Origin of the sequence: Haploplasma modicum ATCC 29102, from assembly GCF_000687835.1 — a bacterium.
Classification (GTDB): Bacteria; Bacillota_I; Bacilli_A; order Acholeplasmatales; family Acholeplasmataceae; genus Haploplasma; species Haploplasma modicum.
In genome coordinates this window covers 175,811-199,938 of record NZ_JHYB01000003.1, presented here as the reverse complement: position 1 = coordinate 199,938, position 24,128 = coordinate 175,811, and the positions used below count along the sequence as shown (strand labels likewise).

The 24,128-nt window shown below is 27.9% G+C and carries 22 protein-coding genes and 3 tRNA genes; 21 read left to right on the top strand and 4 right to left on the bottom strand.

Features of this window, described 5'->3' with window-relative positions:
- Positions 1-110: 110 nt before the first annotated feature.
- The 9 genes from T352_RS0103490 (at position 111) to T352_RS0103450 (ending at position 10,732) form a co-directional block, all read left to right on the top strand.
- Complete coding sequence (locus tag T352_RS0103490; RefSeq protein ID WP_162151169.1) at positions 111-2,378, top strand: anaerobic ribonucleoside triphosphate reductase; 2,268 nt, start codon at positions 111-113, stop codon at positions 2,376-2,378.
- Positions 2,359-2,877: a 4Fe-4S single cluster domain-containing protein gene (locus T352_RS0103485; protein ID WP_026391779.1), complete on the top strand. Its 519-nt coding sequence runs from the start codon at positions 2,359-2,361 to the stop codon at positions 2,875-2,877. Before T352_RS0103490 ends, T352_RS0103485 begins: the two co-directional genes overlap by 20 nt.
- Positions 2,878-2,957: 80 nt before the next feature.
- Positions 2,958-3,833: a mechanosensitive ion channel family protein gene (locus T352_RS06900; RefSeq protein ID WP_051615811.1), complete on the top strand. Its 876-nt coding sequence runs from the start codon at positions 2,958-2,960 to the stop codon at positions 3,831-3,833.
- Positions 3,834-3,835: 2 nt separating this feature from the next.
- Positions 3,836-4,819, top strand: a complete 984-nt coding sequence (asnA, locus tag T352_RS0103475; protein WP_162151168.1) for an aspartate--ammonia ligase — start codon at positions 3,836-3,838, stop codon at positions 4,817-4,819.
- Positions 4,820-4,948: 129 nt separating this feature from the next.
- The gene (locus tag T352_RS0103470) at positions 4,949-5,848 is read left to right on the top strand and encodes an RnfABCDGE type electron transport complex subunit D (RefSeq protein WP_162151167.1); all 900 of its coding nucleotides are present in this window, start codon (positions 4,949-4,951) and stop codon (positions 5,846-5,848) included.
- Entirely contained in the window at positions 5,845-8,388 is a 2,544-nt protein-coding gene (locus T352_RS06895) for an FMN-binding protein (protein WP_162151166.1), read from the top strand. The genes T352_RS0103470 and T352_RS06895 overlap by 4 nt, the downstream gene beginning before the upstream one ends.
- Positions 8,389-8,390: 2 nt before the next feature.
- Entirely contained in the window at positions 8,391-9,017 is a 627-nt protein-coding gene (locus tag T352_RS0103460; RefSeq protein ID WP_051615809.1) for an Rnf-Nqr domain containing protein, read from the top strand.
- Positions 9,018-9,028: 11 nt separating this feature from the next.
- Entirely contained in the window at positions 9,029-9,628 is a 600-nt protein-coding gene (locus tag T352_RS0103455; RefSeq protein WP_035345092.1) for an Rnf-Nqr domain containing protein, read from the top strand.
- Between the two features lie 15 nt (positions 9,629-9,643).
- Positions 9,644-10,732, top strand: coding sequence for an NADH:ubiquinone reductase (Na(+)-transporting) subunit F (locus tag T352_RS0103450; protein ID WP_051615808.1), 1,089 nt, complete (start codon positions 9,644-9,646; stop codon positions 10,730-10,732).
- Between the two features lie 79 nt (positions 10,733-10,811).
- Here T352_RS0103450 and T352_RS0103445 read toward each other — a convergent pair whose 3' ends face one another.
- Positions 10,812-11,690 carry an ROK family protein gene (locus tag T352_RS0103445; RefSeq protein WP_026391773.1) on the bottom strand — a complete coding sequence of 293 codons (879 nt, stop codon included), beginning with the start codon at positions 11,688-11,690 and terminating at the stop codon, positions 10,812-10,814.
- 126 nt (positions 11,691-11,816) lie between these two features.
- Between T352_RS0103445 and T352_RS0103440 the strand changes: the two genes are divergently transcribed.
- Genes T352_RS0103440 through T352_RS0103430 form a run of 4 tightly spaced genes read left to right on the top strand, consistent with a single transcriptional unit; the run spans position 11,817 to position 14,370 of the window.
- The gene (locus T352_RS0103440) at positions 11,817-13,109 is read left to right on the top strand and encodes a glucose-6-phosphate isomerase (RefSeq protein WP_026391772.1); all 1,293 of its coding nucleotides are present in this window, start codon (positions 11,817-11,819) and stop codon (positions 13,107-13,109) included.
- 46 nt (positions 13,110-13,155) lie between these two features.
- Positions 13,156-13,566, top strand: a complete 411-nt coding sequence (locus tag T352_RS0103435) for a bis(5'-nucleosyl)-tetraphosphatase (RefSeq protein WP_026391771.1) — start codon at positions 13,156-13,158, stop codon at positions 13,564-13,566.
- Positions 13,567-13,800: a patatin-like phospholipase family protein gene (locus tag T352_RS07200; RefSeq protein ID WP_162151165.1), complete on the top strand. Its 234-nt coding sequence runs from the start codon at positions 13,567-13,569 to the stop codon at positions 13,798-13,800.
- A 21-nt stretch (positions 13,801-13,821) separates the two neighbouring features.
- Entirely contained in the window at positions 13,822-14,370 is a 549-nt protein-coding gene (locus tag T352_RS0103430; RefSeq protein ID WP_162151164.1) for a patatin-like phospholipase family protein, read from the top strand.
- A gap of 143 nt (positions 14,371-14,513) precedes the next feature.
- Here the strand turns inward: T352_RS0103430 and T352_RS0103425 are convergent.
- Both T352_RS0103425 and T352_RS0103420 read right to left on the bottom strand, forming a co-directional pair.
- Positions 14,514-14,588, bottom strand: a tRNA-Gln gene (locus T352_RS0103425).
- Between the two features lie 55 nt (positions 14,589-14,643).
- A tRNA-His gene (locus tag T352_RS0103420) sits at positions 14,644-14,719 on the bottom strand.
- A gap of 130 nt (positions 14,720-14,849) precedes the next feature.
- Here T352_RS0103420 and T352_RS07265 point away from each other — a divergent pair.
- From T352_RS07265 to T352_RS0103405, 3 genes are all read left to right on the top strand, one after another.
- Positions 14,850-16,064 carry a Rho termination factor N-terminal domain-containing protein gene (locus T352_RS07265; RefSeq protein WP_051615807.1) on the top strand — a complete coding sequence of 405 codons (1,215 nt, stop codon included), beginning with the start codon at positions 14,850-14,852 and terminating at the stop codon, positions 16,062-16,064.
- Between the two features lie 65 nt (positions 16,065-16,129).
- A tRNA-Trp gene (locus T352_RS0103410) sits at positions 16,130-16,204 on the top strand.
- A gap of 121 nt (positions 16,205-16,325) precedes the next feature.
- Positions 16,326-17,501 (top strand): cation:proton antiporter domain-containing protein, encoded by a 1,176-nt coding sequence (locus tag T352_RS0103405; RefSeq protein WP_026391769.1) that lies wholly within the window; start codon positions 16,326-16,328, stop codon positions 17,499-17,501.
- Positions 17,502-17,524: 23 nt separating this feature from the next.
- On the opposite strand, the gene T352_RS0103400 is transcribed toward T352_RS0103405, so the two are convergent.
- Positions 17,525-19,180, bottom strand: coding sequence for a phospho-sugar mutase (locus tag T352_RS0103400; RefSeq protein WP_026391768.1), 1,656 nt, complete (start codon positions 19,178-19,180; stop codon positions 17,525-17,527).
- A 188-nt stretch (positions 19,181-19,368) separates the two neighbouring features.
- On the opposite strand from T352_RS0103400, the gene T352_RS06885 reads away from it, so the two are divergent.
- From T352_RS06885 to T352_RS0103375, 5 genes are all read left to right on the top strand, one after another.
- The gene (locus T352_RS06885) at positions 19,369-19,935 is read left to right on the top strand and encodes a helix-turn-helix domain-containing protein (RefSeq protein ID WP_026391767.1); all 567 of its coding nucleotides are present in this window, start codon (positions 19,369-19,371) and stop codon (positions 19,933-19,935) included.
- Positions 19,936-20,009: 74 nt separating this feature from the next.
- On the top strand, positions 20,010-21,197 hold the full coding sequence (locus tag T352_RS06395; protein WP_084301384.1) for an ABC transporter ATP-binding protein: 1,188 nt from the start codon (positions 20,010-20,012) through the stop codon (positions 21,195-21,197).
- Positions 21,198-21,303: 106 nt separating this feature from the next.
- On the top strand, positions 21,304-21,768 hold the full coding sequence (locus T352_RS0103385; RefSeq protein ID WP_026391766.1) for an RDD family protein: 465 nt from the start codon (positions 21,304-21,306) through the stop codon (positions 21,766-21,768).
- Positions 21,769-23,256 (top strand): alpha-amylase family glycosyl hydrolase, encoded by a 1,488-nt coding sequence (locus tag T352_RS06390; RefSeq protein WP_162151163.1) that lies wholly within the window; start codon positions 21,769-21,771, stop codon positions 23,254-23,256. It begins immediately after the preceding gene.
- Positions 23,256-24,074 carry a DUF1189 family protein gene (locus T352_RS0103375; protein WP_026391765.1) on the top strand — a complete coding sequence of 273 codons (819 nt, stop codon included), beginning with the start codon at positions 23,256-23,258 and terminating at the stop codon, positions 24,072-24,074. The genes T352_RS06390 and T352_RS0103375 overlap by 1 nt, the downstream gene beginning before the upstream one ends.
- Positions 24,075-24,128 lie beyond the last annotated feature (54 nt).

Below are 24,128 nucleotides of genomic sequence, written 5' to 3'. Positions count from 1 at the left end.
GATAAATATATACTTAATTTTAAAATAAAATATTTTTTAAATTTATGTTGTAAAACTACAAATATTTACTATAATAGAAATATGAGATTTATTCTAAGGGGGAAAAAGTTATGATAATGTTCATTAAAAAAAGAGACGGAAGAGAAGTTGATTTTGATGCGCTTAAAATAAAAAGAGCAATTGAGAAAGCAATTATTTCAGTAAATGGTGATAAAAGCCAAGTAAATGCTGTTTCTAAAGAGGTAATTAAAATTACTAATGAAAGATTTAAAAAAGATGTTCCTTCTGTTGAAGATATCCAAGATATTGTTGAAGAAGTATTAATTAAAAATAATCAGGCTGAAGTAGCTAAAGCTTATATTTTATATCGAACAGAAAGAAGTAGAATTAGAGACCAAAAGTCTAGAATTATGAAAACATTCCATGATATTACTTTTACAAAAAGTGATGAATCTGACTTAAAGCGTGAAAATGCTAATATTAATAGTGATACCCCAATGGGCGCTATGCTTAAGTATGGTAGTGAGGGAGCAAAAGAATTTAATAAGACTTTTGTTTTAGATCCTAAATTTACTAAAGCTCATGAAGAAGGAGATATCCACATTCATGACTTAGACTTTTTAACAATGACTATGACATGTTGTCAAATTGATTTAGATAAATTATTTACTGGGGGTTTTCAAACAGGCCACGGTTCTGTTCGTGAACCTAATGATATTAGAACATATGCAGCACTCGCATGTATTGCAATTCAGTCAAATCAAAATGATCAACATGGAGGACAAAGTATTCCTAAATTTGATTATGATTTAGCAAAAGGTGTTATTAAAACATACAAAAAAAGATATTATAATAACTTAAGAGATATCTTAGCATATGAGGGAATTGAATTAGACATTGATTTAATAAAAGATAATGCAGAAGAATTAGGAATCATTCCTAGATTATATAATGATGATATTGAAAAAGTTGTAAAAAAATATGTTGATAACGATAAAATTTTAGCATTTGTAAAGGATAAAACAACTAAAGAGACAATTAAAGATACAAACCAAGCAATGGAATCACTTATCCACAATTTAAATACAATGCATTCTAGAGCAGGAGCACAAGTTCCATTTAGTTCAATTAATTATGGAACTGATACATCTGCTGAAGGTAGATTAATTACTGAACAAGTTTTACTAGCAACACTTAGAGGGATGGGAGAAAATGAAACACCAATTTTCCCAATTCAAATTTTTAAAGTTAAAAAAGGTGTTAACTTAGATGAAACAGATCCAAACTATGATTTATTTAAACTAGCACTTAAAGTATCAGCCAAAAGACTTTTTCCCAATTTTTCATTTATTGACGCCACATTTAATAAAGTATATTATAAAGAAAATGATCCAAAAACTGAAATTGCTTATATGGGATGTAGAACTCGTGTAATGGCTAATGTTCATGATCCTGAAAATGAAGTTGTAACAGGTCGTGGTAACTTAAGCTTTACAAGTATTAACTTACCAAGAATAGCTCTAAATAATAAAGATATTAATGATTTTTATGCTGAACTAGATAAAAAAATGGATTTAGTTAAAGAACAACTTTTAGAAAGATTAGAAATTCAAAAAAACTTCCATGTGTATAACTTTCCATTTTTAATGGGACAAGGAGTTTGGATTGATAGTGATAAGTTAACTATAAATGATAAAGTAAGTGAAGTAATAAAACATGGTACATTAACAATTGGTTTTATTGGACTTGCTGAAACTTTAAAAGTTTTACTAGGATATCACCATGGCGAATCAGAGATTGCACAAAAACTTGGTCTTGAGATAATTAGTTTTATGAGAAATAAAACTGATCAAATGGCAGAAGAATATAAATTAAACTTTAGCTTAATAGCAACCCCAGCTGAAGGCTTATCTGGTAGATTTGTAAAAATGGATAGAACTAGATACGGAAGTATTGAAGGAGTTACAAATCATGAGTTTTATACAAACTCATTCCATGTTCCTGTTTATTATCCAATTAGTGCATTTAAAAAAATTGACATTGAAGCACCATATCATGAATTAACTAATGGTGGACATATTAGTTATATTGAACTAGATGGTGATGCTAGCAAAAATGTTACAGCGCTTGAATCTGTTGTTAAATATATGGCAAGCAAAAATGTCGGATATGGTTCAATTAATCATGCGGTTGATCATGATCCAGTTTGTGGGTTTGTGGGAATCATTAACGAAGAGTGCCCTAAATGTGGTAGAGTTGAAAATGATATCAAGTTTAATAGAATTAGAAGAATAACAGGCTACCTTGTAGGTACATTAGATAGATTTAATAACGCAAAACGAAAAGAAGTTGAAGAACGTGTTAAACATATCAAGTGATGAAATTAGGTTATCAGGAATAATTGAAGAATCAATAGTTGATGGACCTGGATTTAGATTTGTTATATTTACGCAAGGATGTCCAAAGCGATGTTTTCTTTGTCATAATGAAGAAACTCAAAGTTTAACTGGTGGATATATTGAAAAACTTGATAAAATAGTTTTAATGTTTAGTAATAACCCATTAATCAAAGGTATAACAATAAGTGGTGGTGAACCATTTATTCAACCAGATAAAGTTTTATATTTAGTAAGAAAAGCAAAAGAACTAAATTTAAATGTTTTATTATATAGTGGATTTTACTACAATGAACTACAAAGAATGAATGATAGTGTAAAAACAATCTTAAAAGAAGCTGATTATTTAATTGATGGACCATTTGTTCATACAGAAAAAAATTTAAATTTGTTATTTAGAGGAAGTAATAATCAAAGAATAATTGATTTAAAAGAAACAAATAAAATAAATGATTTAGTTTTTATAGATAGTTTTGAATAATTAAGATAAATAGGACATTGCTCCTATTTATTTTTATATTGAATATATAATATGCTACAATAAGATAAGGAGATGATTTTATGAGTTTATCGGATAACTTAAGAGGAATAATTAAAGAAATAATAATAAAGATTATACCTAATGAATCTATTACAGAGTTACTTGTCGCGATTGCGATGATTATTTTTTGGGTTATAATTGCATATTTGGTTACCAAACTTAGCAAATTATTAATTTTTAAAACTAAAGGATTTAAAAATAAGTTTCATGAAAGTGAAACAAATGAACAACTAACAGTAAGAAAATTAATTAATAATTTAATAAGAGCAGTATTTATATTTTGGATAGCAATAATGATCTTAAAAGAATTAGGTGTTGATATTGTTCCACTTATTGCAGGGGCTGGAGTTATGGCTTTTGCGATTGGTTTTGGAGCACAAGAATTAATTAAGGACTTAATTAGCGGGTTATTTTTAATTGGTGATAAAACTATTAAAATTGGTGATTATGTGGAGATTAATAACTACAAAGGAACAATTACAAATATTGGACTTAGAAGAGTAAAACTTGAAAACTGGAAAGGTGAAGTTATTACTATTAATAATGGTGATATTAAAATAGTATTAAATGAAAGCCTTAAAAATAGTTTTGCAGTTATTGAGTTTACGGTAGAACCAAACTTTGATATTAATTTACTATATAATAAAGAGTTTAGTGAGTTTTTATATAATTATGGATTAAGTAATCCTAATGTAATTAAAATGCCTGAAACAGCTCTTTTAACTTCAATAAATGAAGGTCTTAAATTTACAATCAACATTGAAACAGCAATTAGAAAACATGTTGGTGTAGAGCGTGACTTTAGAGTGCATTTAGTTAATTATTTTAACAAGATGGATTATAAATTTAAGATGACAAGTTTAATTAAAACAATAGATGGAAAACAAGGTGAATAAATTTGTATACTTCAAAGCTAACAATGAAACAAACCCAAAAAGCAATTAAAATAGTTAAAGATTATTTTGAAAATAAACTAGCAAAAACTTTTAATCTAGACCGTGTTTCAGCACCAATTATGGTTTTAAGTGATAAAGGAATTAATGATGATTTAGGAATTAAAGGTAGCGCGTTAAATTTCATGATTGATAGTTTAGGTTATAAGGTTGAGATAGTTCAATCACTTGCTAAATGGAAAAGAATGGCTCTATCAAGATATGGTTATAATCTTTATGAAGGATTATATACGGATATGAATGCAATTAGACCGCTTGATGTAACAGATCAAACACATTCACTTTATGTTGATCAATGGGACTGGGAATTAATAATAAAAAAAGAAGATAGAAATATTAATTTTTTAAAGGAAGTAGTTTTGAAAATAGTTAGTGGACTTAGTGAAACAAAAACACTAATTAATACTGTATATAGTAATTTACAAGATGAAATAACAAAAGAGGTATTCTTCATTGATAGTGAGGAACTTTATAATATGTATCCTAATAAATCAATGAGAGAAAGAGAATATGAGATAACTAAAATTCATAAAACTGTTTTTATTACAAGAATTGGTAAAGTCTTTAAAGATGGAACAAGACATGATGCAAGAGCGGCTGATTATGATGATTGGCAGTTAAATGGCGACCTATTAATTTGGAGTAATGTAATTGGTGATGCTATTGAGCTTTCATCAATGGGAATTAGAGTAGATAATAAGTCACTTCTTAGTCAGATGGAATATTTAGGAAGAGAAGATGAACTTTTTAATGAATATTATCAAGATGTTTTAAATGGTAAACTACCACTGACGATTGGTGGTGGGATTGGACAGTCAAGAATGTGTATGATCTTACTTGAAAAATATCATATTGCTGAAGTTCAGGCATCAATTTGGAATGATAAAGATGAAATATTTTTTAAGGAAAATAAAATAAATAAACTATGATAAGAGAACTCAGGTTCTCTTATTTATTTTTAATATAAATATATGGAAACGCTTTACATACTATCTTGAATATCAAGGTTTATAAGTGTATAATGATTATGTATGAAATAAAAAAGGAGAGAAGAAAAGATGAAGATTCAAGAGAACGATAAGAAACTATTAATATATCTAGTTTCATTATTCATATTAAGCATTTTCTCAATTGCAATTTACGGCATGTATGTTTTTTATATGATGCTTACAGCAATTGGTGTAGCTTTCGTTATTGAGTTTGCATTTGCTAAAATTAGAAAAAAGAAAATGAATATTGCTAATTGGTTTGTAACACCATTACTATTCGTTTTATTTTTACCAGCTAAAGCACCAATTTGGCTTGTAATATATGGAACAGCATTTGCAGTTTTATTCGGGAAAGCAGTATTTGGAGGAGACGACAACTATGTATTTAATCCAGCAATGGTTGGGTTATTATTTGTTACAGTTTCATTCCCACAACAAATGACTAACCAATGGTATCACACAGTTAATGGATTAGTTGGTGCAGATAACTCTGCAAACATCTTATATAACGGTGGTACTGTTAATATAATTCAACAATTAATGGGTGAATCAGCAGGTACAATTGGTGAAGTATTTAGATTGTTAATTATTTTACTAGGCCTATTTATGATTGCATTTAAAGCAATCGATTGGAAAGTTCCAACATTCTTTATAGGTTCATATTTCTTATTTAGTATGTTTGGAAAATTTGCAGGATTAAATGTTTTAGATCCTGTTCAATCAATTTTTGTTGGGACAGTTTTACTTGCAGCATTCTTTGTTGCACCAGATGAACCAACAATTGCTAAGTACCCACTAGGAAGAGTTTTATATGGAGTTGGTTTAGGATTCTTTACTTTTATAATTAGAAATTTCTCATCATTCTCAGATGGAATAATTTTCGTAATTGTAATTATGAATGCAATTGCACCATTAATCGATAAGATTGAAGAACCTAAAGTTTCCTTGGAAGAAGGAGAGTTAGCATGAAAAACTATATAAAAATGGTTGTTTTTGTTTTGCTAATGGGAGCTTTTTCAGCACTACTTTTAATAGGGGTTGATGTTTTAACTAAGGACCGTATTAGTCAAAATAAATTAATTGAATTACAGTCAACAATTTTAGAACATAATGGAGTTTTATATACTTTAGATAATGTTTTTGAATTATTTGAATCCCAAGTGACACCTGAAGAAAAAGAAGGATTAGTTTTATACCGTCATAATGAAACGAACAATGTTAGTTTTAATATTGGTGGTAGTGGACTATGGGGACCAATCAAAGGTATACTAACTTTACAAGAAGATTTTAAAACTATCGTTAACGTCTCAATTCTAGAACAAGAAGAAACACCAGGTCTTGGTGCTTTTGTTGGTGAACGTGTCTTCTTAGATCGATTAGTTGGAAAAGTATTTGATCCAACAATTAACATTGTTAAGGGTTCAGATGGAACACTTCCAAATGAAATAGATTCAATTACTGGAGCAACAGGTACATCAAGTGCTTTCCAAATCATTTTAAACAATGCATATAAAGCATATTATACAGCATTTGTTGGTGATGATTTATTTGATTCAAATGTTAAAGTTCTAAAACATTTATTAGAATTAAATAACATTGAATTTACAGAAGAAAATTACAAAGAAGTATTTAATCAAAACTTCCAAACAGATAAGTTAAATGATTTAACACTTTATTCAAACTTAAATAATGGTTATGTAACTATCTTTGGTGAAAAACCAATGAAATTTGGTCAAAATGGTGACCAAACAGAAGATGTAGTTTTAACAGTTACATTAAAGAGGGACTTTGAAACAATCGTTAGAATTTCAGCTATATTTGATGAAAATGCTGGTCAATGGGGTAAAACAATATTACTTGATCAAGAAAACTTGGATAAAGCAATTGGTAAAAAATTCCCAATAACATTTACAAAAGAAGAATCAAATGAAGATAATGTATTAGGTGATCAAACTGGAGCAACAACTCATACATTACCAACATTTAATAAAGCATTAGCAGAAATTGCACAAGCTTATGAGGGATTCAAAGGGAATTTACCAGCAATTGAAGTACCACTTGATTTAGATTTAGTTAAAGAAAATATTTTAAAACTATCAAATATTACTTATGAACCAGCAAACTTAGATATAACATTTAATAATAATTTTAAAACATTTGAAAAATTCTACATGAATAATGAAACTCAAGATGTTGTATATTTTAATGAGTTTGACTTCCATTTCTCACCAGGTGGTGCTGTAACAGAAAAAGTAGCAGTTATCTTAATCTTACAAAAAGATTTAGAAACAGTAAGAGGTCTAACAGTATTACACGATGGTAACAAAGATCATTGGGGTAAGAAAAACTTATTAATTGATGAAGTATTAAATAAAGCAGCAGGTAAAAAGTTTAATGACCTATTTACTTTAATTGATGAAAAATATCAGTTTGGTGATGTAACAGGTGTTACCCATACAACAAATAGTTTAAGAAATGCTCTAAATGATATTAATTTACTTATTCAAGAAGCAAAAGATAGACTTCCAATTTTTGAATTAACTAAAGAACAAAAAATGATGTTACATTTACTTGAAGTATCTGGCTTTTCAGTAAAAATTGAAGCAGAAGCAGATATCCCAAATATTGAAACAGAATTTAATAAGCGATTTGATAAGATTATATCAAGTGATAAAGTTCTATATAAAGACTTAAATAGTGGTAATGTTGTAATTATAGGTAATAAAGATCTTAAATTTGGTAGAAATGGTGCTGTTACAGAAAGTACATTAATTACCTTAACACTTAAGTCTGATTTTGACACAGTAGTTGATTTTATGGTTTTTTCAGATGGTAATACAGCTCATTGGGGTAAGAGAGACTTACTTAAAAAAGATGTATTAAAAGATGCAATAGGTAAAAGCGTTGGCATTATCTTTGACCGTATTGATGGTAAAAATGTTTTCAATGATGTTGCACGTGTTACTTATACAACAGATACATTATTAGAAGCAGTAACTGCTTTAATGAACGAATACATTGAATTTAAAGATTTAAATATATTATCAGAAAAAGAAATAGCAGCAGTTAATAGTAATAATAACTTAGAATCAGGTACGATTGAAGATAACTTTACTCTTGAAGTTTTAGAAGGTAAAACTCTCTATACTGAAAAAGAAAGTGGCAATTATACTTTTGTATTTACAGAATTAATGACTGTAGGTAATAAAGGTGCTGATAAATCATTAATTACATTTATTGTTACTCTAGGTTCTGATTTTAAAACAGTTGTTAATATTAGTACAGTTCATGATGGTTATACTAGACACTGGGCAAAAACAAGATTATTAATAGATGCAAAATTGGGTAAAGCTAGAGGTAAAGATATCACTAATTTATTTGTAGAATTAGATGGTAAGGATCAGTTTGAAGATGTAACTGGTGTAACTATTACAACTAGTGAGTTTAAAGCTAAGTTACAGACAAATTATGAAGCATTTAAGACTTTATTTAATAAGGGAGGTATTTGAAGATGAAAAAGTGGATAAGAGTTAAGTATACAAAGTGGTATAACATCTTAAAACAAGGTATTTCAACTACTAACCCAATTGTAATATCAGTACTTGGTATTTGTTCAGCATTAGCTGTTACAAATAAAGTTGAAAATGCAATAGCAATGGGTGTAGGTGTTACATTTGTTATTATGGCTTCAAGTGCAGTAGTATCACTTCTAAGAAACGTTATTCCATCAAAACTTAGAATGGTTGCATATATGGTTATTATTTCAGTCTTTGTTATTGTTGTAGATATGTTCTTACAAGCATATTTCCCAGTAATCGCTAAGTCACTTGGTGCATATGTTGGATTAATTATTACAAACTGTATTGTTATGGGTCGTGCTGAAGCTTATGCTGTTAAAAACCCAGTTAAATATACATTAGTTGATGGATTAGCTAATGGTTTAGGATATACATTTGTTTTAATTTTAGTAGCATCAGTTAGAGAAATATTAGCATTTGGTACATTCTTAAATATGCCAATTATGAATGCAAACTTTACGCCATGGACAGTAATGGCAATGGCACCTGGTGGATTTTTCATATTAAGTTTATTTGTTTGGTTAATTAGAGAATTAACTAAATATTATGAAACAGAATAGGAGGGGATATTATGTTATTTTTAGCAGGAGATAAAAATTTAATTGAAATTATTATTGCGTCATTATTAAACCATAATATCGCTTTAGTTTATATTTTAGGAATGTGTTCATTAATCGCTATTTCAAATAACGTTAAAAACGCATTTTGGATGGGGGTTGCAGTAGTCTTTGTTGTTACATTAACAGGGATAATTAACTACCCAATATATCAGTTATTAGTAAAAACTGGAACAACAAACTTAGCACTTTTAGTATTTATTATTACAATTGCAGCAACAGTTCAGTTTTTAGAAATGTTCTTACAAAAGTTCATGCCGGCACTTTATAATGCATTTGGTATTTTCCTACCACTTATCACTGTAAACTGTGTTGTTTTAGCAGTATCATTATTCTTCGTAACAAAAGATTATGACTTTAAAGAAACTGCAGCATTTTCATTTGGTTCAGGTTTAGGTTGGATGCTAGCAATTGTATTACTTGCTGGTATTAGAGAAAAACTTGCTAAGAAAAGTGATATTCCAAGAGGTTTAGCAGGTAAAGGTATTGCTTTTGTGATCTTAGGAATTCTAGCACTAGCATTTATTGGTTTTACCGGAATTGCTAGTTTATAAGGAGGATATGAGATTATGATGCAATATTTATATATGTTTTTAATTTTAGTAGGAGTTTTATTAGTAATTACTCTATTCCTTATTCTTGTTGAAAAATTACTTGGTAGTGGTGGTGGAGAACGCACTATTACTATTAATGATGAAACACAAGTTGTAGTGATGGGTGGAGATACTGTTTTAAACTCATTATCAGATAAAAAGATTTTCTTACCATCATCATGTGGTGGCAAAGGGACATGTGGGACATGTAAATTTCAATTAATTGAAGGTGGAACACCAATTAAACCAATTGAAAAATCTTTTATTAATAAAAAAGAGGAAGAAGAAGGAGTTAGATTATCTTGTCAAGTTAAAGTTGAAAGTGATCTAAGAATTACTCTACCTCCAGGATTATTAGATGCTCAAATTTATAAATCAAAAGTTGTTGGTTTAGAAGATTTAACATATGATATTAAAAGAGTTAGATTTGAATTAATTGAACCAAACCACATTGACTTTAAACCTGGACAATTTGTGCAAATTAAAGTTCCGGGAATTGAAGTAGTTAGAGCTTATTCAATTGCTTCAGATTCAGAAGATAAAAATCATTTAGAATTAATGATTAGACAAGTTACTAAGGGTGCAGCAACAACATTTGTTCATAAAGCCTTAATGATTGGTGATAAAATTGATATTGACGGACCATTCGGGGACTTCTATTTAAGAGAAGATTCTAAAAAAGATATTATTTGTATCGCAGGTGGGTCAGGTATGGCACCAATTAAATCAATTTTATACAAATTAAAACAACAAGGTATGCCAAGAAAAGTAAAATATTTCTTTGGAGCAAGAACACAAAATGATTTATTCTTAACAGAAGAATTAATGCAGTTATCAAAAGATTATCCAAACTTCGAATATATCCCAGCATTATCACATGCAGATGATGATAAAGACTGGAAAGGTGAAAAAGGTTGGATTACTGATATAGTAAGAAAAATCGCTGGCGACTTATCTAATTCAGAAGCTTACTTATGTGGATCACCAGGAATGATTGATGCATGTATTAAAGTATTAAAAGAATTAAATATGAATGAAGACGATATCTTATTCGATAAATTCTAATATTTATGGGGACTATTAAGTTCCCATTTTTATTTTAAAATAAAAAAGCTCATACTTTTTCAAGTATAAGCTTTAGTAATTATAAGAAAATATTTTTAAAATTAATAAATGCTCCAATCATTCCAGCATCATTTTTATTTTTAGCAAGTGATAACTCTAATGAATCATATAGATAATCCCAAAGTAGTGGCTTAAGTTCAGCTCTTAATTCTTCAATAAATCTAGGACCACGATTAGTTACCCCACCACCGATTACGATATGTTCAGGGTTTAAGATATATACTAAATTTGCAATCCCTTTAGCAAGACCTTGATAAAACTTTTTAACAACGGCAGCTATTTCAATATCACCATTATCATAGAGATTAAATACATCAATTCCAGTATTAACTTCTGGTCTAACTTTTTTAGCTTCTCTAATAAGGGCATTAGTAGAAGATAGTTTCTCATATGAATCATTTTTACAATTCATAAAGATTTTTCCCCATTCGCCTGCAGTGTATTTAAATCCTTTATGCATCTTGTTATCAATGAAAATAGCACCGCCAATTCCAGTACCTACTGTCATTGCTAAAACACATTTCATTTTATCAGAATTAGGAACTAAGTCTTTTTCACATAGACCCATACTGTTAACATCATTTTCAACAGCAATATTAACACCTAACTCTTTTAATTCTTCTCTAAAATTAATTGTATGATAATCAGTAATTGATAAGTTTGGTATTAAGACATTTGTATCATCATCAATTCCACCAGTAGTAGAAATAGCAATACCTTCTAATTTATAGTTTTTACTTTGTTCATTGAATAATCTTTTAATCGTATTCATAAGTTCTTTTGCGCCTAAATGGCCATTAGTTTTTGTTATTGATTTAAAAAGTAAATCATTATCTTTATTTATAACGCCATATTTTAAATCAGTTCCCCCAATATCTAGGGTTAAATAATAATTCATATTCCCACATCCATTCTTACTTATTATAATCAATTTATAATTGTTAATCAACATATTATGTAAAAATATATTCAGTCATTGAAAAAATCAATGAAATAGTATAAAATTAAGTAAATATAAGGAGAGTTGAAGATGAAAGTAAATATAAAACACGTAAAAGATTTCGTAAATCTAAAAGAACATGGACTCCAAGACAAAATAACTAAAATACATAACATGTTACATAGCGATATTAAACCATCAGATTTTTTAGGATGGTTTGATTTGCCAAATCAAACAAATATGGAAGAAATTAATGCTATCATGAAAGTTGCTGATAGAATAAAAAATAACAGCCAAGTATTAGTTGTAATTGGAATTGGTGGTTCATATGCAGGAAGTAAAGCGGGGATAGAATTTTTAGATAAACCATTTGAAAAAAATGGTGTTGAAATTTTATATGCAGGGCATAATATTTCAGGAAGATACTTAAAATATTTAATAGATTATTTAAGTGATAAGGATTTTTCAGTAAATGTAATTTCTAAATCAGGAACAACAACAGAACCGGCGATTGCTTTTAGAATCTTAAAAAAAATCTTAGTTGAAAAATATGGTAAAAACCACAAAGAACGTATTATAGCAACAACCGATGCTAAAAGAGGTTCACTATATACACTTGCTAAAAATGAAGGATATGATATGTTTGTTATTCCTGATGATGTGGGTGGAAGATTTAGTGTACTTACACCAGTTGGATTACTTCCATTTGCAGTTAAAGGTTATAATATATTAGATATGATTGAAGGGGCAAGAGAAATTTACAATAATTCCTTAAATCCAGATATCACAAAAAACGATGTATATTTATATGCAGCAATTAGATATTTATTATATAAATCAGGCAAAAAAATTGAAATGTTAGTTAACTATGATCCTAACTTAATTTTTATTGCTGAATGGTGGAAACAATTATTTGGTGAATCAGAAGGTAAAGACTTAAAAGGATTATTTGTAGCAAGTGCAAACTTTACAACAGATCTACACTCACTAGGACAATATATTCAAGACGGTGAAAGACATCTATTTGAAACAGTTTTAAAGATAAATAAGATTGATGAAGATGTTATAATCGAAAAAGAAGAAAATGACTTAGATGATTTAAATTATTTAGCAGGAAAATCATTAAAATATGTAAATGATAAAGCACTAGAAGGAACAATGCTTGCTCACGTGTCTGGAAATGTACCGAATATTTTAATTGAACTTGAAGATATTTCAGAAAAAACATTTGGTAAGATGATATACTTCTTTGAACTTGCATGTGCAATGAGTGCGTATTTAATTGATGTAGATCCATTCAATCAACCAGGAGTTGAAACATATAAGAAAAATATGTTTGCGCTACTTGGCAAAAAAGGATATGAAAATATTTTATAATTAAAGGATTAATTTCCTTTTTTTATAATAAGAAATGAGGAGTATTATGTTTGATGAATATTCATGTGGAGCATTAGTGTATCACTATATTAATGATGAAATCCATTATTTAATAATAAAACAAAAGAACGGCAACTATGGTTTTCCTAAAGGACATATGGAAGAAAATGAGACGAAAGTTGAAACAGCAAAAAGAGAAGTCTTAGAAGAAACAGGTGTTGAAATTGATATATTTGATAATCATTTTTCAGTAATAGCATATGAGCCGGTTTTGGGTGTTTTAAAAGAAGTAACAATTTTTCTAGCGAAAGCATTAACAAATGAAATAAAAATTCAAGAAGAAGAATTATTTGAAGCATCATGGTTACCATTTGATGATGCAAGAAAAATTATTACGTATCAAAAAGATAAAAATATATTAGAAATTTTAAGTAATAAAATATTAAGGGTGAAATAGATGGTTAAGCTTGGTTTAGTTTTAGGTGGTGGCGGAGCAAAAGGTAGTTATCAATTGGGTGTTTTAAAAGCTTTAAAAGAGTATAACTTACTTGATGAGTTAAAAGTTGTATCAGGAACCTCGATTGGAGCATTTAATGCCTGCCTTATAATGGAAAAAATGCCTTATGATATGATGTATGATGTTTGGAGATCAATTGATAACAATATATTATATAAGGAATCATTTGATTGATTTAAAACGGATAGACTAGGGATGTTTGATCAAACAAAAATGTATGATATCTTAATTCAAAAATCAGATAAAGAAAAAGTAATTAATAGTGATATAAAAGGTTATGTTGCAACATCATTAATTAAAGATAATAGTCTTAAAAGCCAAATGAATAAAAAAGAGATGGAATCAGTTTTGTTTTGTCTAAATGAGGAAACTGATCCTCATAAGGTAGTACTTGCAAGTTCTTCAGTTCCTGTTATCTTTGGAGCAACAGAAATTAATGGTAATTTCTATGTTGATGGTGGCATGTTAAACAATGTGCCAATTAATGCGTTAGAAGATGAAGAGTGTAATGTTATTTTATCTATTGCACTTAACAATCACACCAAAATAGAAGTAAAAAATAAAGAGACTTTATTAATTGACTTTTCTCCAAAAGTTTCAATTGCTCATACTCCATTTGGTATGTTAGATTTTAGTTTAGAAAATTTAGAATCAAGAATTGAATTAGGATATAATACTGCACTAGAAATAATAAAAAAATTAGAAGATGAAAAAATTATTGATAATGGCAAATGGAAAATCTAAATATAAGTTTAAAAATAATGAAACAAAAAAGCCACTTTAATGTGGCTTTCTTTAATATATTTGCATAATTAAAAGTGAAGATTTAAATGTCTCTAAGTATATATAAAATAAAAACTGCTCAATAGAGCAGTTAAAGTTCTGTATGGCAGGCCCAGCTGGATTTGAACCAACGAGTGACGGAGTCAAAGTCCGTTGCCTTACCGCTTGGCTATGGGCCTAGATTATTTCCTATAATATTATAACATATATTAGGAAAAATGCAAACATAATTTATGGGGCGGCTGAGGGGGATCGAACCCCCGAATGTCGGCGCCACAAGCCGATGCGTTAACCACTTCGCCACAACCGCCATATATATTGCGCACTTATAATTATACTATAAATATCTTAATTGTAAAGTGAAATTATGTTTTTATTTAATTTTGTTGTTTAAGTATAAAAATTATAGTATGATGTATAAGTAAAGGAGTGTGTTATAAATGAAATGGATAGGAAGAGGACTTTATGTTTTTGTTGTATTTCTTATAGCATCATACGTAATGAGTTATGCAAGCTTTAGTAGACAGTTAAAATATTATGAAAAATATAGTCAAGAATTTGTAGAAGATTATGACTATGAAAAATATATGGAAGTATTTATGACTGCAAACTTAGTTGATAAGTATTTAAAAGATCCAATATATTTAGCAACAAGTAATGATGAAAAATTCCCATTTGAATTTTCAATCACACAAGCAAAAGCATCTCAAAAAAATACAGAACATACATTATTGTTATTTTATTTTAGAGATTTAGGAATTGATTACAAATCAATATTAAATGATTATGAGGCTTTTCAAGCAAATAATATGACTGCAGTTGTTAAAATTGATATTTATATTGATGACATTGAAACACCAGCAAGTTCATATTTCAATATTGATTTGACAAAACAAATGCCAATTACAATAGTTGAACAAACTATTGAAGAAGGAAAAACAGTTTTCAACTTTGTCATAAAAGATGAAAAAGGGAAGCAAGAAGTAAAAAGTGGCAATAAGATTAATGAAATTAAACTTACTTTAGTTGATGGAACAAAGAAAATATCTGACGAAGAAACTTTCCAAGAAACATTAATTGCCAAAATTAAAAATGATGATGCAAATGATATGATAGGTAATGATACATTTAAAAAAGTTGATAATGTTTTATCGTCAAACAATTTTAGTGGAGTAAAAACTAAGTATGAGTTAGAAGATAATTATAAAAATTTAGATCTTTTAGGTAAAATGTATCCTGAAAAACTTTCTGAATTTAATAAATATCGTAATAAAACAAATACAATATTATTTGTAGTTATTATTGTTGTTACATATTTACTATATTTCTTAAAACCTACAATCAATTTTGTTAAAGACAAAAATTTAGAAAAAATGCGTCAAAATAGATCTGAAGATGTTGAAGTAGTACAAACTAACGCTGAAGAGTTTAAAGGCTTTAAAACAAGCAAAAATGATGATATCATGACACTTGAAGAACCGGTTATTGAAGATGAATTAGAAGAAGTAGTAATCGAAGAAAAAGTTATTGAAAATATTGATTATTCAACAAAAACTGTTACAGAGTTAAAAGAGATTGCTAAAGAAATGAATCTTACAGGATACTCAACACTTAGAAAACAAGAACTAATCGATTTAATAAAAAATAATTTATAAAAAGTAATTAAAATATAAACTTGCACGACAATAGGTATTATGTTATAATCTTATTGTCGCAATTTAGAGGCATGGTGTCAACGGTAGCACAACGGTCTCCAAAACCGTTGGTCAGGGTTCGAATCCTTGTGTCTCTGCCAGTTAAAATTTATAGGCTCATTAGAGCCTTTTTTTATTTTTATTCATAATTTATAATCAAAGTATCGTATACTATAGTTATTGATGAGTTATAACTGGTTGTTCATAGAAAAGGTGAAAGAAATGATACTAAGTTTTATTATAATTTTAATAATAGGTTTTGTCTTTGGCTATATATCAAATAAAATCAAACTTCCTAGTTTAATTGGAATGATAATAGCTGGTATATTAATAGGACCATCAATTTTAAACTTAATCGATGAAAGTATGTTTAAAATAGCCCCTTACTTAAGACAAATAGCTCTTATCATAATACTTACTAGAAGTGGGTTATCACTTAGATATAAAGAGATTTATAAATTAGGTATTAGTGCTATCTTAATTTGCTTTATTCCGGCTTTTTTTGAGATTATAGGTATATTAATCTTTGGACCTATACTACTTAAAATAACGCATTTAGAAGCACTTCTATTAGGTTCTGTACTAGCCGCAGTATCTCCGGCAATTATAGTCCCAAGAATGATTGATTTAAAAGAAAAAGGATATGGTAATAATAAAAATATACCAGAACTTGTTATGGCAGGAGCATCAGTTGATGATATTATTGTTATTGTTATATTTTATACAGTTTTGGGGATTATTAAAAATAATAAAATAGACTTTATAGGTATAATAAATATTCCAGTATCAATAATACTTGGAGTAGTTATTGGAATTATTATTGGTCTAGTACTTATTTTGATATTTAAAAAAATTAAAAATAATATCATAAATGTAATTATCTTGCTTATAGTATCATTACTTATGGTTTTTCTAGAAAATAAAATTAATGCACCAATTAATTTCTCAAGTCTAATAAGTATTGTAACAATTGGGATATTTATTCTTGCGAGAGATCAGAACCTAGCAGATAATTTAGAAAAAAATTATAAGAGAATGTGGAGAGTATTTGAGATCATTTTATTTGTTTTAGTTGGTCTTGAACTAAAACTAAGTTATGTTAAAACACTTAACCTTATGCCCGTTTTATTACTTTTTATCGGTTTATCTTTTAGAACTATTGGAGTATTTATTAGTCTTTTACTAAGTAAATTAAATGTAAGAGAAAAACTTTTTGTGTGTTTTGCATATCTTCCAAAAGCGACAGTCCAAGCATCAATTGGGGCAGTTGCTTTAAGTGAGAACTTAAATGTCGGATCACTAGTCTTAAGTATTGCCATATTATCAATACTTTTAACAGCGCCTCTTGGAGCGATTTTAATAGATAAGACACATGATAAATTACTAGTAGTAGAGTAAAGGGAATCCAAATGGATTCCCTTTTAGTTATTATTGATTAAATTATTTATAACTTCCTTAATTGCTTGATGCTTATTTTTAGCATCAGAAATATTTTTATCATTTACTGAAATATATATCTTAAGTTTAGGCTCGGTACCACTTGGTCTTGCCATGATCCAGCTTTTATCACTATAAACAAATTTTATAATATTAGATTTAGCTAGACTACTAGTTTTAACTTCATTAGTTTTTAAATTAGTTATTTTCATAGTCTTATTATCTTCTATTGATTCTAATTCAAAACCATTTATTTCTAAATGATTAGTTCTTAAATACTCCATTAAGTCATTCATTTTATCAGGTCCATCGATCCCTTTAAAATTAAAGCTTAAAGTATCTTCAATAAAATATCCATATTTTTGATAAATATTATCTAAATAATCAATCATTGACATGTTATTTGCTTTTACATAACTTGAAATTTCAGACAACATTAAAGTTGCTTGTACGGCATCTTTATCACGTACAAATGGACTAATAATATTACCGTTTGACTCTTCACAACCAAATACATAAGTGCTTTCTTTATCTAGTTTATCCATTTGTTCGGCAATAAATTTAAAGCCAGGTAATGTTTTAACTACATTGATATTATAGCTTTCACCTATTACTTTAATTAAATCAGTTGTTACATTTGACATGAAAATATAACCATTTTTGATATCTTTTTTATTTTCTAGTAAATAATTTAGTGTTATTACAGCAATTTGATTACCATTTAATATTATATATTCACCATTATGATAAACTGCAGCACCGATTCTGTCTGCATCTGGATCGGTTAAAATGATTGAATCTGCTTTAATTTCTTTAGCGTATTCGATTGGATCAATGTATGCAATTTTTTCTTCTGGGTTTGAAGATCTAGTATTAGGGAAATTACCATCATTTATCATGTGTGGTAAAAATGAATAGTAATTATAAGAAAATTCTTCTAATAGTCTAGGAATCAATGTACTTCCTGTACCGTGAAGTGGTGAGTAAAGTATTGTTGCAGGATTACTAAATTTATTTAATTCGATGCCTTTTACTAAATCTAGATAGATAGTATCTAAGGAATTTAAATCTAGAACATTTATAAGATTATTATCTAGTTCTTTAATATCAAAAATATTTGTAACTTCACTTATTTTCTTAATTACTTTTTCTGAGTTTTCTAAGTTTAACTGTCCACCATGTGGTTCATATACCTTATAACCATTATATTCTTTTGGGTTATGGCTTGCTGTTATCATTATTCCACCTGAAGTTTTAAAGTGTCTAATTAAAAAAGATAGATAAGGTGTAGGTCTAAGCTCGCTAACTAAATATGTTTTAATATTATTTGCTGCAAGAACTCTTGCTGCAATGTTTGCATATTTTTTTGAGTTTATACGGTTATCATATGAAATTGCAACACTTGGATTAGTGAAGTTTTCATTTAAATAGTCGGCATATCCTTGTGTACTTTTTTTAATGGTAATTGAATTAATACGATTTGTACCAACTCCCATAATTCCTCTAAGTCCACCTGTTCCAAAATCTAAATCTTTATAAAAAGCTTCGTTTATCTTTTCTTCAGTTAAGTTATTTAATTCATCTTTTAACTCTTGTTCTAAATTGGCATTTTTCCATAATTCATAATTTTTATTATACATAACAATCATCCCGTCTTTAAAAGTTTTATTTCATTTATTATTATATCGTAAAAAGCATTTTATTACAATTTTAGAAGTTGGAATCTTAATAAATGGTAAGGGTTTTATTTTTAAAAACTAAATATAATTAAATAGAATAATATTTTTTAATCAATAATGTTATAATAAAATAGAAGTTGGTGATAATTATGAAGTATTTGTATATAAAAAGCTTAGAAAACATTGAAGATCAAATTCCGGTTTTTATTGAAGTTTTTAGCACATCATTAAATATTATTAAATATACAGAAAGTAGTAATGTGCTTATAATTTATTATGAATCTAGTTTTAATGAGATTAGTGATATCGTAAATATATTAATTGCTGATTTATCGCAAAACTTACTTGTTTATGAATCCATTGAATATAAAAATATTGAAGAAGTTGATAAATCGATTAAACTTTTTAGTAAAATAGTTGAAACAAAGTATATTCCTAAAAAATATATTAATAATCATGACTTACTTAAATTAAGTGATGGTAATATCGATGAGAACATTAAAAAGTTAATTTTAAATAAATATTATAAAAATCAAGAAATTTATTATACAATTAAAATGTTTTTAGAATGTAATCAAAATAGTAGTATTGCAGCCAAAGAATTATTTTTGCACAGAAATACACTAAATCAAAGACTTGATAAATTTTACCTAGAAACAGGATTTAATATGAAACATTTTAGCGATGCATTTTTGATTTATCCAATTATTAAATAAGTGTGCAAATTGCACATTTTTTTTATTTTTAAAAATTGTTATAATTAAAGTAATAAAAATGGGAGGGCTTACAAATGGCTAATTTATTACTTAGAAATATTAACAAAGTATATCCAAATGGAGTACAAGCTGTTTTTGATTTTAACTTAGAAATTAAAGACAAAGAATTTATCGTTTTAGTTGGACCATCAGGTTGTGGTAAATCAACAACACTTAGAATGGTTGCTGGACTAGAAGAAATTACATCAGGTGAATTATACATTGATGAAGATTTAGTAAACGATCAAGCACCAAAAGATAGAAATATTGCGATGGTTTTCCAAAGTTATGCGTTATATCCACACATGACTGTTTATGATAACATGGCTTTCGGTTTAAAACTTAGAAAAATGCCAAAAAATGAAATCGATGATAAAGTTCAAAATGCTGCAGAAATTTTAGGTTTAAAAGAATACTTAAAACGTAAACCAGCTGCTTTATCAGGGGGACAAAGACAAAGAGTTGCTTTAGGTAGAGCTATCGTTAGAAATGCTAAAGTATTCTTAATGGACGAACCTTTATCAAACTTAGATGCTAAGTTAAGAGTTCAAATGCGTGGTGAATTAATTAAATTACACCGTCAAATTGAAACAACAACAATTTACGTAACTCACGATCAAATTGAAGCTATGACAATGGCTGATAGAATCGTTGTTATGCATGATGGATTTATTCAACAAGTTGCATCACCAAAAGAGATTTATGATTCACCAATTAACAAATTCGTTGCAGGATTCATGGGAACTCCACCAATGAACTTTATTGATGTTAAAGTAAACAAAAAAGGTGAATTATATATTAATAACCAAATGATTACTTTACCAAAAGAACAAGTAAAAATCTTAGAAGACTTCCACTTAATTGACGAAGAAGTAACATTAGGATTTAGACCAGAAGATATTCACGATTCAGAATTAGAAAAATTCCCAAATACTACATTAAATATTGAAGTAGACGTAGCTGAATTATTAGGTTCAGAAACAAACGTTTATATGAACTTAAACAATTCAAATGTGTGTGCTGTAATTGACGGTAAAGCAGGTATTAGAATTGGTGATAAGATGAAGATGGCAATTAATCCAGCTAAAATTCATTTCTTTGATCCAGAAACACACCTAAGATTAAGATACGAAAAAGGACAACCAATTAATCTTGAAACACAACCATATGGTATTAAGAGATTAAAATTTGCTCCAGTTGCAGAAGTAACAACAGCTGAATAATTCAAATAAACAATGCTTATAAACAGGCATTGTTTTTTTCATGCCAATAAATAAAAACGTTATCATAGTTTTGTTTATGTTATAATTGCTTTAAAGAGGTGTTTTCATGGTTCCAAGATTTGAGAGAAGAGTTATTGCTTTTTCAATTGATATTTCAGCACTTGCAATAACAATGTTGCTAGTAGGGCTAGGGATTCAAGGTAAATTAGGTTTAAAATACTTACTTGTTTTACTTGTATTTGTTTTAACTAGTATTGTTCCATTGATTTTATCAAAAGGACAAACATTTGGAAAGAGAATTCAAGGAATTAAAGTAGTTAATCTAGATGATAGTAACACAAATACCTATGTATTAATTTTAAGAGAACTTTTTAAAATGATTCTAAGTATATCAACTTTTGGTATATATAGTCTTGTTTGTTATTTTGCTTTAACTGAAAAAGGAACAAGCAGAACTATTCATGATTATATATTTAAGACAAAAGTAATTAGTACATTAAAAAGAGACGTAAAAAAAAGAGAAGAACATTTTTTAGGGACTTCAGAATCACTAAAAAAGAAGGGGTTATAAATGAAAAAAATATTTATAAGTGTTTTTATTTTGTTAATGTCATTGTACTTAGTTTCTTGTAAAAAAGAAGTTAACTATAGTGAAATTTATCAAAATGATATTTATTATAGTTTATTTGTAAGAAGTTTTGCTGATAGTGATCAAGATGGGATTGGGGATTTAAAAGGGGTTACCAATAATCTTGATTATCTAGAAGACTTAGGTGTTACAGGAATTTGGTTATTGCCAATATTTAAATCACCATCATATCACGGTTATGATACAACTGATTATTATCAAATAAATGAAGAGTATGGAACAATGGATGATTTAAAAGAACTTTTAGCAGAGTCTAAAAAGCGAAATATAAAGGTAATTCTAGATTTAGTAATAAATCATACTTCAGACACCCATCCTTGGTATTTAGATGCTATAAACAATAAAGATAGTGAATATAGAGATTATTATGTTTGGCAAAATGGTCAAGCTTATCAATCATTTCCAGGGGGAATGGTTGATCTAAACTTAAATAGCCCTAAAGTATTAAATGAAATATATAAAATAATTGATACATATGTAGATCTTGGGGTTGATGGATTTAGATTAGATGCGGTTGGTCATTTCTTTGAAGAATCTGGTCTTTCATTTGCTCCAGCATACAATAAAATATTTATGAGTAAATTAAATGATTATATCGAAGCTAAAAATAAAAATTTATTTTTAGTAGGTGAAGTTTTCATTAATGACTATAATATTGTCAAAGATTATGCGATAAGTGGAAACTCATATTTTAATTTTTATTTACAAAATGAGTTAAAAAATAAAGTAGGTTCAGGAAGTAGCCAGTATTTATTGAGTAAAAACTTAGAAAGAATGTATTCTGAGTATTATAAGGTGAATAATCAGTATGTAGATTCACCTTTCCTAGGAAATCATGATATGGACCGAGTAGCATCAATGTATAATGATTTTAATAGGTTAAAATCAGCAGTAGGTATCTTGATGACACTACCTGGATCGCCTTTTATTTATTATGGTGATGAAATCGGGTTAAAAGGTGTTAGATATGAAGGTGCGGAAATAAATGGTAAGGTTGTCTATGATGAATATAGAAGACAACCACTACTATGGGGCGATGATAGAACAACAAAATGGTTATCAAATGATGGTTCAAATAAAAATACTAAAAATATAGTAGAACAACAAAAAGATGAAACCTCAATGTTTAATCACTATAAAAAATTAATTAGTTTAAGAAAAAGCCTTCCAAGTTTAATGTATGGAAACGAGTTTGCATCATATGAAAATAATACTAGTCAGATACAAGGATATTATAGAAGTATTAATGATTCAAATTTTAAAGAAACAGTTTTAGTAATTAACAACTTATCTGATAAAACAATTAATCTTGATTTAGACTTTGAAGTAGTTTATGGAAGTAAAGAATTAGAAGCTTTCGGAATGGTTGTTTTTAAACTAAAAGAATATAAAAACATGGGGGGATTTTGATGTTTGTAATTGAATACTTCTTTGATTCGTTAAAACTGAAAAGTATACTTAAATCAGAAGAGAAAAGTTTATTCAAATTATCAATATTTTTCATTATTTTAATTCTTATATCTAATTTTCCTGCCTCATATGAAGTAGTAAAAAATGAGGGTTCAAGACTAGATTTTATTGTGGAGAGTTTTGATAAAGGAGTTCCTCTTGACTGGGAATTACCAACTGATTTAGTTATTAAAGGAGGAAAATTAGTATCTAACTCAGAGGATGTATATTTATTTATTCATGATGGAATTAATTATATCTTTAATAATAAAGAAAAGGTTGATCCTAAAACTAACCATAACTCTTTAATATTTAGTGAAAATACAATTATTTATGTCGATAATGAAGGAAATGTTTTAGAAGGAATAGGTTATGAAGGATTTAGTAAAGATGAGTTTAGATTAAACGATATAAATCTTGCAACTGGAGAAGAGAAAATTAGTCTTTATAAAGAGTTTGCAAGTAGTACAGAGAAATCTTTTAAAAAAGATATTATTCTATATACTTTAGTAAGAAACAATATTATCCAAATTAGTGTAAATATTATCTATGCATTAATTCTTGCTCTTTTAGTTCAGTTGTTTAGATTTGGATATCAAAACTTCCTTAATTTTAAAGATGGTTTAAAATTTGTAATGATGTGTTTTGGTGTTCCAGCAATTTTAACCTTTATTGTAGGTTTAATGTCAACACCATTTGCTCCAGTTGTGTTTCAACTATCAAGTGGGATGATTGTAATGTTAGTGCTATTAACACAAGGAAAGAAAATATTAGCATAAGTAAAAGACTTAAGAAATTCTTAAGTCTTTTTAATATAAGAAAATCTCCTTATA